Below are 15,494 nucleotides of genomic sequence, written 5' to 3' on the forward strand. Positions count from 1 at the left end.
ATGAAACGTTTTATTGCTTATTTTGTATCCGGCGTGAGAACGGGATCGTTCTTCTATCTTACCCTCCTTTTACTAGGTCAATTATTTCCCCAGATTATCTATCCAAAAGTTAGTATGGGAAATATTTTAGCCCTCTTTATGATGAGTGGCTTAATGGGGATGCTCTCGTGGATTTTGGAAGACCTTGACCGTATGTCCTACAGACTTAGAGTAATCTTGCATTTCTTGTTGACGGCGATTGTACTGATAGGGACTTGTCTAATAGCGGGTTGGATTGATGCTGTGCTGAATCCTATCCTATGGATTGTCTTCATTTCCGTTTATATTATTATCTGGCTTTACCTCATTTGGCAAATGCATATGAGAACCCAACGTATTAACCAAGCCTTATTACATCGTCGAAGCCAGAAAAAGAAAGAAAAGTAAGAAATTGTACGAACTTCAAAAAAAGACTCTCTTCCCCTTGACCCTCACGCCACGTCATAGCCTATACTCTTAATCAGAGAGGAGTTCTAATGAAATCTGTAAAAGAAGTGAGCCAACTATCAGGTGTCAGTGTGCGCACCCTTCATTATTATGACGAAATTGATTTGCTGAAACCGTCAGTTGTGGCTGAAAATGGTTACCGTTACTATAATCGCGATGCGGTTGTCCGTTTGCAGGAAATATTGCTTTACCGTGAGTTAGACTTTCCTCTCAAAAAAATTAAGGAAATCGTAGGTCAACCAGGTTATGATAAAGTTCAAGCGCTTAGGGATCAGATTAAGCTCTTAGAGCTGAAAAAGTCCCGTTTAGAAGCCGTCATAGCCCATGCTAAGGCCTTACAAATGGAGGAAGAAGAAATGTCATTTGAAGCGTTTGATCAAAAAGCTGTGGAAGCCTTTCAGGAAGAAGCTCAGGCTAGATGGGGTCAGACAGAAGCTTATCAAGCTTTTGCGGCTAAGGGAGAGGAGTCCTTCCCTGAAGTCACAAAAGAGATGACTGCAATTATGTCTACCTTTGGACAGCTCAAAGAGTCTAATCCTAATGACAATAGTGTTCAGGAGCAAGTAAAGGTGCTACAAGATTATATTAGTCAGCATTTTTATCCATGTGACCAAACGGTATTAGCTGGTCTAGGTCAGATGTACCAAACAGATAATCGCTTTTCTAGCTTTATCGATAAAGTCGGAGGACCAGGTACTGCAGTCTTCCTTGCAGAAGCCATTCGTATTTATTGTCAATAAACTAAAGCCAAAGCCAAAGTCTTAGGGACTTTGGCTTTTTCTCATGCCATAGTGACATTTATGTCACTATTTTTATAATCATTTAATGTTTATAATTAATGTATCGTTTTAGAAGGCGATTAGTTAAGTTTTTCTGCTATTTTGCTTGAAATTTTCTTACAGATAACCAGAGGAAATCTAATCAAAATCTAATCTAAATCAATTTTACGGAGGAAATCATGTCCATTTTAACCATTGACCACATCTCAAAGTACTATAATCTCGATGGTACAAACCAAGAGCGCGCTTTGAACGATGTCACACTTGAGATTGCACCAGGCAAGATTACTGCTATCTACGGTCCATCTGGCTGTGGTAAAACCAGTCTGCTCAGTATTATTAGCGGCTTGGATAGTCATTATCAGGGAAACCTTTATTTCAAAAATCAGAACATGCGTGATTTTTCAGAGCGTGACCTGACCTATTTTAGAAAGTCCCATATTGGCTTTGTTTTTCAAAATTTCAATCTGATCCCTCATCAATCAGTCCTTGAAAATGTCAAGATGCCTCTTTACGTTAAAAATATGACTGACAAAGAGATGGTCGAGATTGCGGCAAAAGAGCTCAATCGTCTTGGAATTGGAGGCTTTATCAAGAAAAATGTTAAGCAGCTTTCTGGTGGGCAAAAACAACGTGTGGCCATTGCCCGTGCCTTGGTCAATAATCCAGAAATGATTGTAGCGGATGAACCGACAGGTTCTCTTGATTCTCAGTCTCAGGAAAATGTTCTAGAAATTTTTAAAGAGCTAGCTGAGGCAGGCAAAACTGTGATTATCGTAACCCATAACCCTGAAGTGGCGGATTATGCGGATGTTGTCATTAAAATGAAGGATGGTGAAGTCGTTGAAACAATCGAAAAATAAGGGGTTGACCCTCAAGCATAAACTTAAATTGTCATTGAGCAACTTTATGGAACGTAAGTGGCGTAATCTTTTGATTGCTACGGCCACTTCCATTGGTTTTATTGGTGTCTTGATTTCCTTTGGTTTGGGAAATGCTATTGTTGGTATGATTAATGACAGTACCGATGGTGGTAACATTCCATCCCAAATTCAGATTAGTCTTAGTGCTAAATCAGCAGGCAGAGGGGTTCTCAATGCGGATGATGAGAAGTTTATTCGTAGTCAGATTAAGAGTGATGACATTAAGTATTTGGAAAGTCCCTTTGGCATGAATATGACCAGTCTTACCCTAGATGGCAAGACCGTGGATTTCAGTAAGGACCTTCCAAACTATTCTCAGGTTATCAGTCTCTACAAGAACACAAAAATATCTACATCTCGCAATGATAAGGATAAGATTTCAGCTGGGAAACCTTTTAAATCTGCAGATGAAGAGGGCTTGACCCTTCCGATGAGCTTTGTCAAATACTACAACCAAGAAACCGGCAAGAAGCTCAAGGCTAAAGACTTTATCGGCAAAGAAATCTCAGCTCAGATTGTTGAAAATACTGCTGAGGAAACTAAAGTAGCGGATATCAAGACTAAGATTGTCCGTATTGTTGATGACAGCGAGGATGCTGAAGAAAGCACTAGTTATATGCCTGCCAAACAATTGGAAGCCCTACTCAAAGAAAATGGTTTTACCAAGACAGTCTCTTACATGCTTTTGGAGCTTAAGAATCCAGCCAAGACTGAGCAAGTCACTAAAAAATTGCAGAGAAACAAAAAGTACCTAGTGCTTTCTCAACAGGCCATCCTAGATGTGATTATTAAATTCATCCGTGTTATCCAGGCTCTCTTGATTATCCTTTCGTCACAAGCTATCCTAGTTTCAGCTGTTATGATTGGGATTATCATCTATATCAATATCATGCAACGCTCAAAAGAGATTGGTGTTATGAAGGCCGTAGGTTACCTTAATCGTGATGTGAAAGCCATCTTTGTTTACGAGGCCCTTTGGATCACGGGTATCTCCCTGGCTCTTGCCCTCCTTGTATCGCAGGGAGTTGGAAGCTTGTCCAATATGATTGTTTCACATTTCTACCCAAGTGTCAGCAAGGTATTTGATCTAAATCTGACATCAATTCTTATCATGTTTGGCTTCTCGCTCTTGATGGGCTATGTATCAGCCTACCTTCCAGCCCGTAAAATCAGTAAAATGGACCCTGTCGAGTCCCTAAGATATGAATAGAAATGAAGAGTAGTTCACCAAGACTACTCTTTTTTAATATACAAACATTAGAAAAATTTGAAAATCCAAATAATAATTAACTTTCTGAAAAGTGGAGACAATTGCCCAAAAATGCTATAATAGTCGCATGTAAAAGCTATTGACAACAAAATGAAGCACCGATTAGATTGGAGAAATTCTATGTATAAAGATGATAGTTTAACCTTGCATACCGACTTGTACCAAATCAATATGATGCAGGTTTACTTTAACCAAGGCATTCATAATAAGAAAGCTGTTTTCGAAGTCTTTTTCCGTCAGCTCCCTTTCAAGAATGGTTTCGCCGTTTTTGCTGGTTTGGAACGTATTGTTAACTATCTTGAAAATCTGACGTTTTCAGGAACCGATATTGCCTATTTGAAGGACCTTGGTTACCCTGCTGATTTTCTAGATTACCTAGCTAATTTAAAACTTGAATTGACCATCAATTCGTCACTTGAGGGAGATTTAGTGTTCGCTAATGAACCGATTTTCCAGGTGGAAGGTCCCTTGGCCCAGTGTCAACTCGTAGAGACTGCTTTGCTTAACATTATCAATTATCAGACGCTGATTGCGACCAAGGCAGCTCGAATCCGCTCAGTAATTGGCGATGCCCCTCTTTTAGAGTTTGGAACACGTCGTGCACAAGAGATGGATGCAGCAATTTGGGGTACCCGTGCAGCTGTGATTGGTGGTGCAGATGCGACATCAAATGTTCGTGCCGGTAAGATTTTCGGAATTCCAGTTTCTGGTACTCACGCTCATGCTCTTGTTCAGGCCTATGGCAATGATTACGATGCCTTCAAAGCTTATGCATCTACTCATAAAGACTGTGTATTCCTTGTGGATACCTATGACACTCTCAAAATTGGTGTTCCTAATGCCATTCGTGTAGCTAAAGAGCTGGGTGATAAGATCAATTTCTTGGGTGTCCGTCTTGATTCAGGTGACTTGGCTTACCTGTCTAAACAAGTTCGTAAGCAACTAGATGCGGCTGGTTTCCCTAATGCCAAGATTTATGCTTCAAACGATCTTGATGAAAATACCATCCTTAACTTGAAGATGCAAAAGGCCAAAATTGATGTTTGGGGTGTCGGTACCAAACTTATCACTGCATATGACCAACCAGCCTTGGGTGCTGTCTACAAGATTGTCTCAATCGAGGATGATCAGGGTGTCATGCATGATACTATCAAATTGTCCAACAATGCTGAGAAGGTATCAACACCAGGTAAGAAGCAAGTCTGGCGTATTACAAGTCGTGCTAAGGGTAAATCAGAAGGTGACTATATCACCTTTGCGGACACAGATGTTAATGCTTTAGAAGAAATTAATATGTTCCACCCGACCTACACCTACATCAATAAAACTGTCCGTGATTTTGATGCGGTACCACTCTTAGTACCTATCTACGATAAGGGTCAACTCATCTATGACTTGCCTAGTCTTAATGAAATCAAGGCTTATGCGACTAAGGAATTGGATGAGCTTTGGAATGAGTACAAGCGCATGCTAAACCCTCAAGATTATCCAGTTGACTTGGCCAAAGACGTATGGGATAACAAGATGACCCTTATTGACAATGTACGAAAGAAAGCCCATAACTTGCCAGAGTAAAAGGAGACATTATGACTTTGCAAGAAACAATTATTGATCAACTAGGGGTTAAACCTAACATTGATCCAAAAGAAGAAATTCGAAAATCTGTTGATTTTTTGAAGGCTTATATGCTCAAACATCCTTTCCTTAAGACTTATGTTTTAGGGATTTCCGGAGGTCAAGATTCTACCTTGGCTGGCCGTCTAGCCCAACTTGCTGTTGAAGAGCTTCGTGCAGAGACAGGGAAAGACTATCAGTTTATTGCCATTCGCTTGCCTTATGGAGTGCAGGCAGACGAGGATGATGCCCAACATGCCCTTGCTTTTATCAAGCCAGATGTGAGTCTTGCGGTTAACATTAAGGAAGCTGTTGATGGTCAGGTTGCTGAGCTTGCCAAGGCAGGTGTAAGTATTTCTGACTTTAACAAGGGAAATATTAAGGCTCGTCAACGCATGATTACTCAATATGCAGTTGCTGGTGAAAATAGTGGTGCAGTCATTGGTACGGACCATGCTGCTGAAAATCTTACAGGCTTTTTCACAAAATTTGGTGATGGTGGTGCCGATATCTTGCCACTTTTTCGTCTGAACAAGCGTCAAGGTGCAGCCCTTCTTGCGGAACTTGGTGCTGACAAGGCTCTCTATGAAAAAGTGCCAATAGCAGATTTGGAAGAGGACCGGCCAGGAATCGCTGATGAAGTGGCTCTTGGTGTGACCTATCGTGAGATTGATGATTACCTTGAAGGCAAGGAAGTATCAGCAAAGGCTCAAGAAACCATTGAAAATTGGTGGCGTAAAGGTCAACACAAACGCCATTTGCCAATCACTGTTTTTGACGATTTTTGGAAATAAGAGGAGAATATGATTTATGATTAAAGCTTACATTGACTTTTGGAAGCGTGCTTTTGACTTTAGAGGACGTTCAACACGTCCAGATTTTTGGTGGACTTATTTGGTTAATGTCATTATTATGACCATTCTTGTCGTATTTTGTATTCTCATTCCATTGTTCAGTAATGTTGATTTTAACGACCCAGCTCTGTTAAATAATCCGGCTGAACTGCGACAATTGATTATGGGCTATGCATGGCCAGTCATGCTCTTTGGTTTAATTGAACTCATCCCACAATTGTCCCTCCAAACACGTCGCTTGCGAGATGCAGGCTTTCATCCAGCATGGGTACTTCTAAGTTGTATGGGGTTCATACCGATCGTGGCTTTATTCTCAATTTTTGGAAGCATTGCACTTTTAATCATGTCTTGTATGCCAAGTAAAGCAGAGCCTCAAACAGTTTTTAATCAAGCGGAATAAGATTGTTGGTAACCCTAGGTTTGACCTAGGGTTATTTTTAAATTGAATTTTCAGAAATTAGTGATAAAATAGTAAGGAATAAGTCTTAAAAGGAGGAATCTTATGACTTCACTATCAAGAGATTTCACAGATAAACTATTTGCGGATTATGAAGCCAATGCTAAATACAGTGCTATTGAGAATGCTGTAACACACAACGGCTTGCTTAAATCCATCGAAACACGTCAATCAGCAGTTGAAAATGATCATGTATTTTCAATTGATTTGACTAAAGATGAAGTGTCTAACCAAAAGGCTTCAGGTCGTTGCTGGATGTTTGCGGCACTTAATACTTTCCGTCACAAATTGATTTCAGACTTCAAATTGGAAAGCTTTGAGCTTTCTCAAGCTCATACTTTCTTCTGGGACAAGTATGAAAAATCAAATTGGTTCTTGGAACAAATCATTGCTACAGCAGATCAAGAGATTGGCAGTCGTAAGGTTAAATTCCTTCTGGATACCCCTCAACAAGATGGTGGACAATGGGATATGGTCGTATCACTTTTCGAAAAATATGGTGTCGTTCCTAAATCAGTATATCCAGAGTCTGTAGCTTCAAGTAATAGTCGCGAACTTAACCAATACCTTAATAAACTCCTTCGCCAAGATGCTCAGATTTTGCGTGATTTGATTGCTGGTGGTGCTGATCAAGCTGCTGTTCAAGCTAAGAAAGAAGAACTTCTTCAAGAAATCTTCAATTATCTAGCTATGACTCTTGGCTTACCACCACGTCAGTTTGATTTTGCTTACCGTGATAAAGATAACAACTACCAATCTGAGCAAAATATCACTCCACAAGCTTTCTTTGAGAAATATGTAGGTCTTAAACTTAGCGACTATGTGTCAGTCATCAATGCTCCAACAGCTGATAAACCTTATGGAAAATCATACACTGTTGAGATGTTGGGAAATGTTGTAGGAGCGCCAAGTGTTCGTTATCTTAACCTTCCGATGGATCGTTTCAAAGAGATTGCTATTGCACAAATGAAGGCAGGAGAAACTGTTTGGTTTGGTTCAGATGTTGGTCAAGTCTCAGATCGTCAAAAAGGTATTCTTGCAACTAATGTATATGATTTTACAGCAAGCATGGATATTAACTTGACGCAAGACAAGGCAGGACGTTTGGATTACAGTGAATCCCTCATGACTCATGCCATGGTATTGACCGGAGTGGATTTGAATGCCGATGGCAAATCGGTTAAATGGAAGGTTGAAAATTCTTGGGGAGATAAGGTCGGACAAAAAGGATACTTTGTTGCTTCCGATGCTTGGATGGATGAATACACCTATCAAATTGTTGTCCGCAAAGACTTCCTTACAGCTGAAGAATTAGCTGCTTATGAAGCAGAGCCACAAGTGCTTGCGCCTTGGGATCCAATGGGAGCCCTTGCTTCAAAATAAGAGGATACTTAAAAAACACTGGAATTTTATCCAGTGTTTTTAGTTGGCTTCATTAGAATTTATGGTTGTAAAAAGAGCTATCCAATGGATAACTCTTTTCGATTGCTTTTACTCATCAGCTGTAGAGGTGTTTGAATTTGAATGTTCAGAACCGTTAGAACCCGATGTTGAAGGATTTGTTGATGCATCAGGGCCATACTGTTGACTATCTTGTGAGCTTGATGAATCACTGCTTTGACTTGAACTTAGGCTCGATGAAGAACTAGAAGTTCCAAGTGAACCTGTATAGACATTTGATGTCGAAGAACCAGTAAGGAAGACATAGCTACCGTTGTTATAAACACCGCTAGGCATATCAAAATCTTCAGAACCGGCACCATACATTTGGTTCAGATAGCTACTTGTGATACCGTAGATTTGTTTAGCGATATCAAGGTCTGAGCCATAAAGTGGAGTTTTACGGTTTTTATAACCTGTCCAAATGGCCATTGCATATTTAGTATTATAACCAACGAACGTTTCGTCAGGAACCATAAGGTCAGCATAGACACCACTTGATCGTTGTACTTGGTAGTACTCATCATCACCGTAGTTAGATGTACCTGTCTTACCGGCATTAATCGTACCAGGAACATAAGCTTCAGTTGCCGTACCACCTGTCAAAACCTGTTTCAACATGCTATTCATCATATAAGCTGTTTGTGGCGACATGGCCTTGGTACCTTTAGAATCGAATGATTTCGTTGAACCATCTTCAAACTTAATTGAACTGATATAAGATGGTTTATAGTAGGTACCACCATTGGCAAAGGCTGCATAGGCGGCTGCCATCTTCTCACTTGAAGCACCATATTTAGAATCTGATGATGATGTTGAAGATGAGATGGCGTTTGAGTAGAACATCTCTGGGTATTCAATACCCAAATCTTTCAAGAAGGATTGAGCATACTCCAAACCAGTCGCTTGAAGGGCTTTAACCGCAGTGACGTTACGTGATTGTTGAATCGCATAAGTCAATGAAATGCTTCCGTAATACTTACGGTCCCAGTTGTAAACTGGTGTTGAAGAACCTGGGAAATTGTAAGGATTATCGTAAACAGTCGTACCAGTGTTTGTATAAACACCTTTTTCAATAGCAGGAGCATAGTCAGTGATTGGTTTCATTGTAGAACCCCAGTCACGGTCTGTTTGAACAGCTTGGTTGGTACCAAGTGCAATGTTTTCGTCTTGGTGACGTGATCCCAATTGAGCAACCACATGTCCATTAGTAACATCAATGATAGTAGAAGCTACTTGAAGTTTATCGTCAGGATAAGCAATATAATCGTTTGAGTTGTAGACTTTCCAAATGTATTTTTGGATGTCAGGGTTAAGATTAGTGTAGACATCCAATCCAGCTGAGTAGATGTCAGCATTAGCATCGTCAGATACCTGTTCAATAACTTGTTTAATGTAGTTATCTAAATAAGGTTCATAGCTAGCTTTTTTCGTAAGTGGAAGAAGGCCATCTGATACACTTGTTGCCTTTGCCTTCTCATACTCGTCTTTAGAAATGTTTTTATCGTCATACATTTCTTTAAGAACAGTATTACGACGTTCTGTTGCTGCATCAGGGTTAGCATACGGATCGTATTGTGTCGGAGCCTGTGGAATACCAGCAAGCAAGGCAGCTTGAGGCACAGATAAGTCACTCAAATCTTTACCAAAGTAAGATTTTGCAGCGGTCTTCATACCATAATAACCGTTACCCATGTATACCTTGTTAACATAGAAAGTCAAGATTTCTTGCTTAGTGAATTGTCGCTCCATTTGAAGAGACAACCAGATTTCTTGAGATTTACGTTTAAGAGTTTGGTCTGAGGTATTTGTAGAGAAGTAAGCCAATTTAATCAACTGTTGGTCAAGTGTAGATCCCCCTTGGGTGCTACTATGACGAAGGTTATTAACGGCTGCTCCCATGATACGGTAAACGTCAATACCACGGTGAGTAAAGAAACGCTTGTCTTCGATAGAAGTAATGGCATTAACGAGAGTTGTTGGAATTTCATCTGTTGATGCACTTTCACGTTTTTCAGACCCCAAGTCAGCGATAAGACTACCATTGGTATCGTAGATCTTACTTGAGTTTGTGGATTGAAGTTTGTTTTCGGTGAGTTTAGGGACACTGCTAACATAGTAAGCAAAGAGCCCACCACCTGCGATGACACAGATTACAAAGAAAGTTAGTAGTCCAATGAATCCGTATTTTGCAATACGCCAACCGAGACTTTGATCAGACGAAGCTGAACGCTTTCCTTTACTATAGCGAGAAGAATCTGAACGATTGATCTTTATGTTTTTAGCACGTTTAGTCAAACCGTTAAGTGATTCTTTAAAGTTGCTGAAATTAAATTTAGCCATTATGTGTTACCACCTAATAATTTTTCAATGATTTCTAAATAAGGAACTTGAGGATAAGCTGCTTCTGCAATTGCATAGCCTCTTTTTTTGATATAATCAAGAGGCATTGATTTTGTCCCCTTATCAATCTGATAAAAGGCAATCAGGTCTTTAGCGGGCAGAAGGTAGGTTTCCTTAAGCGTTGAGAAATGAAGTAGCACAAAGCAAATCCCATCTTGATTGATAACCTGAGACATGTGTTCAATTTGATGCGCATGAAAATTTTTCATAGGCATCGATGTCTTTTGTCGTGTCTCTTTGGCTTCAAAATCAATGTAGTATCCTTTGTAAACACCAGAGTAATCGGTAGTGGAGGCTTGTCTAAAGTAAGCCTCTACAATCTTTGCTCTTGAACGCTTTGGATAATCAACCTTGACAATCTGAACAGGAGTGGGTTTTTTGTGAATAACAGCTAAACCACGTGACAAATAATAATCATTAGTCGCATTAATAGCAGATTCAAAGCTCATTCCCCGATTGGCAAAGTCAACACTATTGGATTTTTTAGGACGTGCCTGTGCAATCTTACGAGATATCTGATGGGGATAGTTTACCATTTCTTTCCCTTCTTCTTTATAAGATATGCATAAAGACTATTTCATTATACCATAAAATGAACGAGGAAAACAAGGAATGACATCACTACTGGTAACTGGCTATAAGAGCTTTGAACTTGGTGTTTTTAAAGATAATGATCCCAAGGTAACTATCATAAAAAAAGCTATTAAGCGTGATTTTAAGCGTTTTTTGGATGAAGGGGTAGACTGGATAATTTTTACTGGAAATCTTGGTTTTGAATTTTGGGCGTTGGAAGTGGCTAAGGAACTTCAAGAAGATTACTCTTTGAAATTAGCCACCCTTTTTCCATTTGAAACGCATGGGCAGAATTGGAATGAAGCGAATCAGGCCAAACTTGCAGCTTTTAAGCAGGTCGATTTTGTTAAGTATAGTTTTCCTGCCTACCAATCACCAGCTCAATTCAAACAGTTTAACCAGTTTCTCATTGACAATACCGATCAGGCCTATGTGTTTTATGAACCTGAAAATGAAACAAATCTGAAATATTTTTACGATATGATGTTAGAAGCAAAGGACTATCCTCTATCTAGGCTGACTTTTGATGACCTCAATGAGTTGATGTCAGAATAGGATATAATTGTTTTTTAAGCTTGCAATTTTATTATTTTTTCTGTATCATAAAAACATTAGACAGTAAAGTATTAGTAAGTTAGATAAGACAAGTATTGGAGAGTATCATGGCTAAAATTAATTTAACGCCCAAGAAAATCTACGAACAAGAATTTAAAACTAGTATGCGTGGGTACGATAAAAAAGAAGTTGATGAATTTCTAGATGATGTCATCAAAGACTATGGTGTTTATATTGCACTGGTTAAGGAACTGCAAGAGGAAAATGCAAAATTGAAGGCTAAAGCCTCAGCTGCTCCTGCGAGTCGTTCAGCTTATGCAAGTACAACAAGTGAACCATCGCGTACCACTGCCAATGTAGCTTCATCTTCAAACTACGATATTTTAAAACGTATCAGTCGTTTGGAAAAAGAAGTCTTTGGAAAACAAATTGTCGAATAACTCTGGTTTTGTGCAATTTTTGGATAATCGCATGGTTGTTAGTCTTCCATGAGGAAAGTCCATGCTAGCACTGGCTGTGATGCCAGTAGTGTTTGTGCTAGGTGAATCAATAAGCCTAGGGACTTGATTCTCAAGTTACGGCGAGTGAACCGGCTAAGTCGTTGGATAGGTCTTAGTAGCTCTGAAAGTGCCACAGTGACGGAGTTTTTAGGGAAACCTAAAAAGTGGAACGCGGTAAACCCCTCAAGCTAGCAACCCAAACTTTGGTAGGGGCATGGGATGGCTGGAAACGAACGGACCATCCTGACTGCTTTGCAGTAGACAGATGATTATCGAAGGAAGTGGTGCCTAGTCACTTCTGGAACAAAACATGGCTTATAGAAAATTGCATATAGGTGAGGCTGAGACGCATGTCTCAGCCTTCTTTTAGCAAGAATTCCCTCATTTCAAATTTTTTAAGGATACAGAGGAAAAAGATAAGCGAGAGGTTAATGACATTTAGACTTGTAATGATTAGATAAAAGGGTAACAATGAAAGAAACATTTACATTAGTAGCAACGGCTGCGGCAGGCCTTGAAGCAGTGGTTGGACGTGAATTGCGTGAGTTAGGGTATGATACTCAGGTTGAAAATGGTAAGGTACGTTTTCAGGGTGATGTTCGTGCTATTGCTGAAACCAATCTTTGGTTGAGAGCTGCAGATCGCATTAAGATTGTGGTGGGTGAGTTTCCAGCACGCACCTTTGAGGAACTTTTTCAGGGGGTCTTTGCCTTAGATTGGGAGAATTATCTTCCCCTCGGAGCGAAGTTTCCAATTTCAAAGGCCAAATGTGTCAAATCAAAACTTCATAACGAACCATCTGTTCAGGCAATCTCCAAGAAAGCTGTCGTTAAGAAACTACAGAAGTATTTCCACCGTCCTGAAGGCGTATCCCTTCAAGAAACGGGTGCGGAATTTAAGATTGAAGTGTCTATCTTAAAGGATAAGGCTACGGTATTGATTGATACCACAGGTGCTAGTCTCTTTAAACGTGGTTACCGTACCGATAAGGGTGGAGCACCGATTAAAGAAAATATGGCGGCCGCTATTCTTGAACTGAGTAATTGGTATCCCGATAAACCCCTGATTGACCCGACTTGTGGTTCAGGTACCTTCTGTATTGAGGCGGCGCTAATTGGTATGAATATTGCTCCCGGATTTAATCGTGATTTTGCCTTTGAAGCCTGGAATTGGGTGGATAAAGATTTAGTACAGTCGGTCCGTGATGAAGCAGAAGGTAAGGCAAATTATGATGCTGAATTGGATATCATGGGTTGTGATATTGATGGCCGTATGGTTGAGATTGCTAAAGCTAACGCACGTGAGGCTGGTCTTGAAGATGTTATTAAATTGAAACAAATGCGTTTGCAAGACTTAAAAACGGATAAAATCAATGGTGTCATCATTTCAAATCCTCCTTATGGGGAGCGCTTGTTGGATGACAAGGCTGTGGATATCTTGTATAATGAAATGGGCAAAACTTTTGCGCCGCTTAAAACTTGGAGCAAGTTTATCTTGACCAGTGATGAACAATTTGAAAGTAAATACGGTATGAAAGCCGACAAAAAACGTAAGCTATATAACGGTACCCTTCGAGTTGATTTATATCAATATTTTGGAGAACGTGTTCGCCGTTCAGAGGCTAGAAAGGTAAATTAAACGTGTCAGAAGATAAAACACAAAATGGCTATGAAGGTAGCCAAAAACTAGATTTTCAAGAAGCTAAGGAAATGACAGTTGGTGAGGCTGTCCGCAAAGAAGCTGAGATTAATGCTGGTGTAACAGAAACGGATAGCATTTTGGATAAGTATATCAAGCAACACCGTGAAGAAGTTGCTTCTCAAAAATTCTCCAAAACAATTGAAGCTGATGGTGATACCTCACCTTTGGATGCCTTTATTCAAAAGCAACGTCAAGAATTTGCGGATTCAGGTTTAATTGGTCAATCAATGGCTAATGAGTCAATCAACTCAACAACAGCTACTGAAGAGGTTACACCGGTCACATTTGGTTTTAATGTCACTGATACTAAGGAAGAAGAGACTTCGCCTGCTGTTGATAGACAGTTGCCAGATGCTCCTGTGGAACCTGAGGTGATTGTTCAACCTGAAAGTCAAAGCTCTGAAACGGTTATCACTTCATTGAACGCAGATCGTTTTATCACATCAGAAGCAGAAAAATTTGATCTTGGCGATGCTATCGCAGAACCAGCTACTTCAGTTGAGCAACCGGTCTATAGCGAAGCAACTGTAGATAATATTGATGATAACAATCCTTTGATTGCTAACATTGATGATCCGCTACCCCAAGGCCCTGAAGTAGCTAATAGCAATACTCCTGAGCCCCAAGAGTCTAAGCCTTTGTTAGATGATGTTGCTATTTCACAAACCATTGATTTATCAGCCATTGCTGCATCGGTTGCAGGGGTAACAGGGGCTAAAGCTGATGATGAGACAGCGACACCAAAAGTTTCAATGAGTGTTAATCGTCCTTCAGCAGAAGAAAGAATCTCTTCAGAGTCTGTTTCACCATCTCATAAGGGTGCTTTTGATGATGATATTCCAGTTTACCGCCGTAAGGGAGTTGTCATCGGTGCTTTAACGGTTTTGGCTTTAGCTATAATTGGTGGGGGCTATGCTCTTTATCACGGCACTCATAGTCAATCTGCTAAAACTGCCAGCACGGCTTCTTCAGCAACGTCATCATCATCAAGCAAGGATACAGCAGCTGCGGATAATAAGGCCTTCGAAGAAATGTATAAGAATTTCTTCACAGATGATGAGCAAACAAAGCTTGCTAATGATCAATTTGGCAAGTTACCAGATTTGGAAAAACTGCTTAAAAAATTGGAAAAAACCAAGTATTATGAGTCAGCTAAAACCAAATATAATAATTTGAAGAAACAAATTGAAGCAGTTCAAAAGATTAATAGTAAGTATGAATCAGATGCTCTTGTAGATGGTAGCTACAATGGATCTATCTCTGTTAAATCTGACGCTAATTTCAATGATCTTCCAGAAAGTGTGACTACCACTGGTAACGCTAGTCTTGATAGTACCATTCAAGAAGCAATCAAGGGTGGTAAAACACAGCTTGAGGAAAAAGCTAAGGTTGCTAGTGCAACATCTGCGGCGACAGCTTCTGCCAGCGACAATACCGCTAGTCCTGCTGCACCATCAGGTGGTAACACATCTGGAGCTGCTTCTAATACTGGTGATGCCACTGCGTCAAATACTTCTGGGGCTCAAAGTGATTCAGCTAACTCAGCTTCAACAGGTGTAGCTAGTGGAACTACAGGTGGTTCAGCTGCAGCTTCAACAATTGTGACACGAGGAATTACTAATTACAATCCATCTATTCTCCAACGTGATCGCTCACGAGTACCATACAACGCAAACGTCGTAGCGGACACAAGTAACCCAGCTTGGACTTGGGGAGATGGTATTCTTGATAAGGTTATCAGTACTTCACACTCACGTGGTTACTTCTCAGGAGATAACTTCATCCTTGAACCAGTTAACATCATCAATGGTAATGGTTACTACAACTTGTACCTTCCTGATGGAACTTACCTCTTTAGTATCAACTGTAAGACAGGTTACTTTGTTGGTAATGGTTCAGGACATTCAGACAAACTTGATTACTAATAAAAGTTGAGAAC

Annotated in this window: 14 protein-coding genes and 1 other RNA gene; 13 read left to right on the forward strand and 2 right to left on the reverse strand. The window is 40.0% G+C overall.

All coding sequences use genetic code 11. The annotated features are described in order from the left end of the window. The 8 genes from HMPREF0848_RS07785 (at position 1) to pepC (ending at position 7,766) form a co-directional block, all read left to right on the forward strand. Positions 1-426 (forward strand): DUF3021 domain-containing protein, encoded by a 426-nt coding sequence (locus tag HMPREF0848_RS07785; RefSeq protein WP_008535783.1) that lies wholly within the window; start codon positions 1-3, stop codon positions 424-426. Positions 427-515: 89 nt separating this feature from the next. Then, entirely contained in the window at positions 516-1,226 is a 711-nt protein-coding gene (locus HMPREF0848_RS07790) for a MerR family transcriptional regulator (protein ID WP_008535784.1), read from the forward strand. 218 nt (positions 1,227-1,444) lie between these two features. Next, positions 1,445-2,128, forward strand: a complete 684-nt coding sequence (locus HMPREF0848_RS07795) for an ABC transporter ATP-binding protein (protein ID WP_008535785.1) — start codon at positions 1,445-1,447, stop codon at positions 2,126-2,128. After that, a complete protein-coding gene (locus HMPREF0848_RS07800; RefSeq protein ID WP_083802113.1) occupies positions 2,097-3,398 on the forward strand; it encodes an ABC transporter permease in 1,302 nt (433 codons plus the stop codon). Before HMPREF0848_RS07795 ends, HMPREF0848_RS07800 begins: the two co-directional genes overlap by 32 nt. 180 nt (positions 3,399-3,578) lie before the next feature. Next, the gene (locus tag HMPREF0848_RS07805; RefSeq protein ID WP_037609348.1) at positions 3,579-5,033 is read left to right on the forward strand and encodes a nicotinate phosphoribosyltransferase; all 1,455 of its coding nucleotides are present in this window, start codon (positions 3,579-3,581) and stop codon (positions 5,031-5,033) included. Between the two features lie 11 nt (positions 5,034-5,044). Next, positions 5,045-5,866 carry an ammonia-dependent NAD(+) synthetase gene (nadE, locus tag HMPREF0848_RS07810; protein ID WP_008535790.1) on the forward strand — a complete coding sequence of 274 codons (822 nt, stop codon included), beginning with the start codon at positions 5,045-5,047 and terminating at the stop codon, positions 5,864-5,866. 16 nt (positions 5,867-5,882) lie between these two features. Then, the gene (locus tag HMPREF0848_RS07815) at positions 5,883-6,326 is read left to right on the forward strand and encodes a DUF805 domain-containing protein (protein ID WP_008535792.1); all 444 of its coding nucleotides are present in this window, start codon (positions 5,883-5,885) and stop codon (positions 6,324-6,326) included. 102 nt (positions 6,327-6,428) lie between these two features. After that, on the forward strand, positions 6,429-7,766 hold the full coding sequence (pepC, locus tag HMPREF0848_RS07820) for an aminopeptidase C (RefSeq protein WP_008535794.1): 1,338 nt from the start codon (positions 6,429-6,431) through the stop codon (positions 7,764-7,766). Between the two features lie 108 nt (positions 7,767-7,874). Here the strand turns inward: pepC and pbp1a are convergent, their stop codons facing one another. Further along, complete coding sequence (gene pbp1a / locus HMPREF0848_RS07825) at positions 7,875-10,166, reverse strand: penicillin-binding protein PBP1A (RefSeq protein WP_008535796.1); 2,292 nt, start codon at positions 10,164-10,166, stop codon at positions 7,875-7,877. Beyond that, entirely contained in the window at positions 10,166-10,762 is a 597-nt protein-coding gene (recU, locus tag HMPREF0848_RS07830; protein WP_008535797.1) for a Holliday junction resolvase RecU, read from the reverse strand. The genes pbp1a and recU overlap by 1 nt, the downstream gene beginning before the upstream one ends. Before the next feature lie 76 nt (positions 10,763-10,838). On the opposite strand from recU, the gene HMPREF0848_RS07835 reads away from it, so the two are divergent. From HMPREF0848_RS07835 to HMPREF0848_RS07850, 5 genes are all read left to right on the forward strand, one after another. Continuing rightward, positions 10,839-11,354: a DUF1273 domain-containing protein gene (locus HMPREF0848_RS07835; RefSeq protein ID WP_008535798.1), complete on the forward strand. Its 516-nt coding sequence runs from the start codon at positions 10,839-10,841 to the stop codon at positions 11,352-11,354. 107 nt (positions 11,355-11,461) lie between these two features. After that, positions 11,462-11,794: a cell division regulator GpsB gene (gene gpsB / locus HMPREF0848_RS07840; RefSeq protein WP_008535799.1), complete on the forward strand. Its 333-nt coding sequence runs from the start codon at positions 11,462-11,464 to the stop codon at positions 11,792-11,794. A gap of 15 nt (positions 11,795-11,809) precedes the next feature. Beyond that, positions 11,810-12,177, forward strand: an RNA gene (gene rnpB / locus HMPREF0848_RS10510) — RNase P RNA component class B. Between the two features lie 148 nt (positions 12,178-12,325). Next, the gene (locus HMPREF0848_RS07845; protein WP_008535800.1) at positions 12,326-13,492 is read left to right on the forward strand and encodes a THUMP domain-containing class I SAM-dependent RNA methyltransferase; all 1,167 of its coding nucleotides are present in this window, start codon (positions 12,326-12,328) and stop codon (positions 13,490-13,492) included. A 2-nt stretch (positions 13,493-13,494) separates the two neighbouring features. After that, positions 13,495-15,480, forward strand: a complete 1,986-nt coding sequence (locus HMPREF0848_RS07850) for a cell division site-positioning protein MapZ family protein (protein ID WP_008535802.1) — start codon at positions 13,495-13,497, stop codon at positions 15,478-15,480. Positions 15,481-15,494: the final 14 nt, after the last annotated feature.

The organism is Streptococcus sp. C150, from assembly GCF_000187445.1.
Taxonomy (GTDB): Bacteria; Bacillota; Bacilli; order Lactobacillales; family Streptococcaceae; genus Streptococcus; species Streptococcus raffinosi.

Excerpts from the sequence above, each read along its gene's own strand:
- HMPREF0848_RS07785 (WP_008535783.1), top strand. The coding sequence starts at position 1 with ATGAAACGTTTTATTGCTTATTTTGTATCCGGCGTGAGAACGGGATCG.
- HMPREF0848_RS07790 (WP_008535784.1), top strand. The coding sequence starts at position 516 with ATGAAATCTGTAAAAGAAGTGAGCCAACTATCAGGTGTCAGTGTGCGC.
- HMPREF0848_RS07795 (WP_008535785.1), top strand. The coding sequence starts at position 1,445 with ATGTCCATTTTAACCATTGACCACATCTCAAAGTACTATAATCTCGAT.
- HMPREF0848_RS07800 (WP_083802113.1), top strand. The coding sequence starts at position 2,097 with ATGGTGAAGTCGTTGAAACAATCGAAAAATAAGGGGTTGACCCTCAAG.
- HMPREF0848_RS07805 (WP_037609348.1), top strand. The coding sequence starts at position 3,579 with ATGTATAAAGATGATAGTTTAACCTTGCATACCGACTTGTACCAAATC.
- nadE (WP_008535790.1), top strand. The coding sequence starts at position 5,045 with ATGACTTTGCAAGAAACAATTATTGATCAACTAGGGGTTAAACCTAAC.
- HMPREF0848_RS07815 (WP_008535792.1), top strand. The coding sequence starts at position 5,883 with ATGATTAAAGCTTACATTGACTTTTGGAAGCGTGCTTTTGACTTTAGA.
- pepC (WP_008535794.1), top strand. The coding sequence starts at position 6,429 with ATGACTTCACTATCAAGAGATTTCACAGATAAACTATTTGCGGATTAT.
- pbp1a (WP_008535796.1), bottom strand. The coding sequence starts at position 10,166 with ATGGCTAAATTTAATTTCAGCAACTTTAAAGAATCACTTAACGGTTTG.
- recU (WP_008535797.1), bottom strand. The coding sequence starts at position 10,762 with ATGGTAAACTATCCCCATCAGATATCTCGTAAGATTGCACAGGCACGT.
- HMPREF0848_RS07835 (WP_008535798.1), top strand. The coding sequence starts at position 10,839 with ATGACATCACTACTGGTAACTGGCTATAAGAGCTTTGAACTTGGTGTT.
- gpsB (WP_008535799.1), top strand. The coding sequence starts at position 11,462 with ATGGCTAAAATTAATTTAACGCCCAAGAAAATCTACGAACAAGAATTT.
- HMPREF0848_RS07845 (WP_008535800.1), top strand. The coding sequence starts at position 12,326 with ATGAAAGAAACATTTACATTAGTAGCAACGGCTGCGGCAGGCCTTGAA.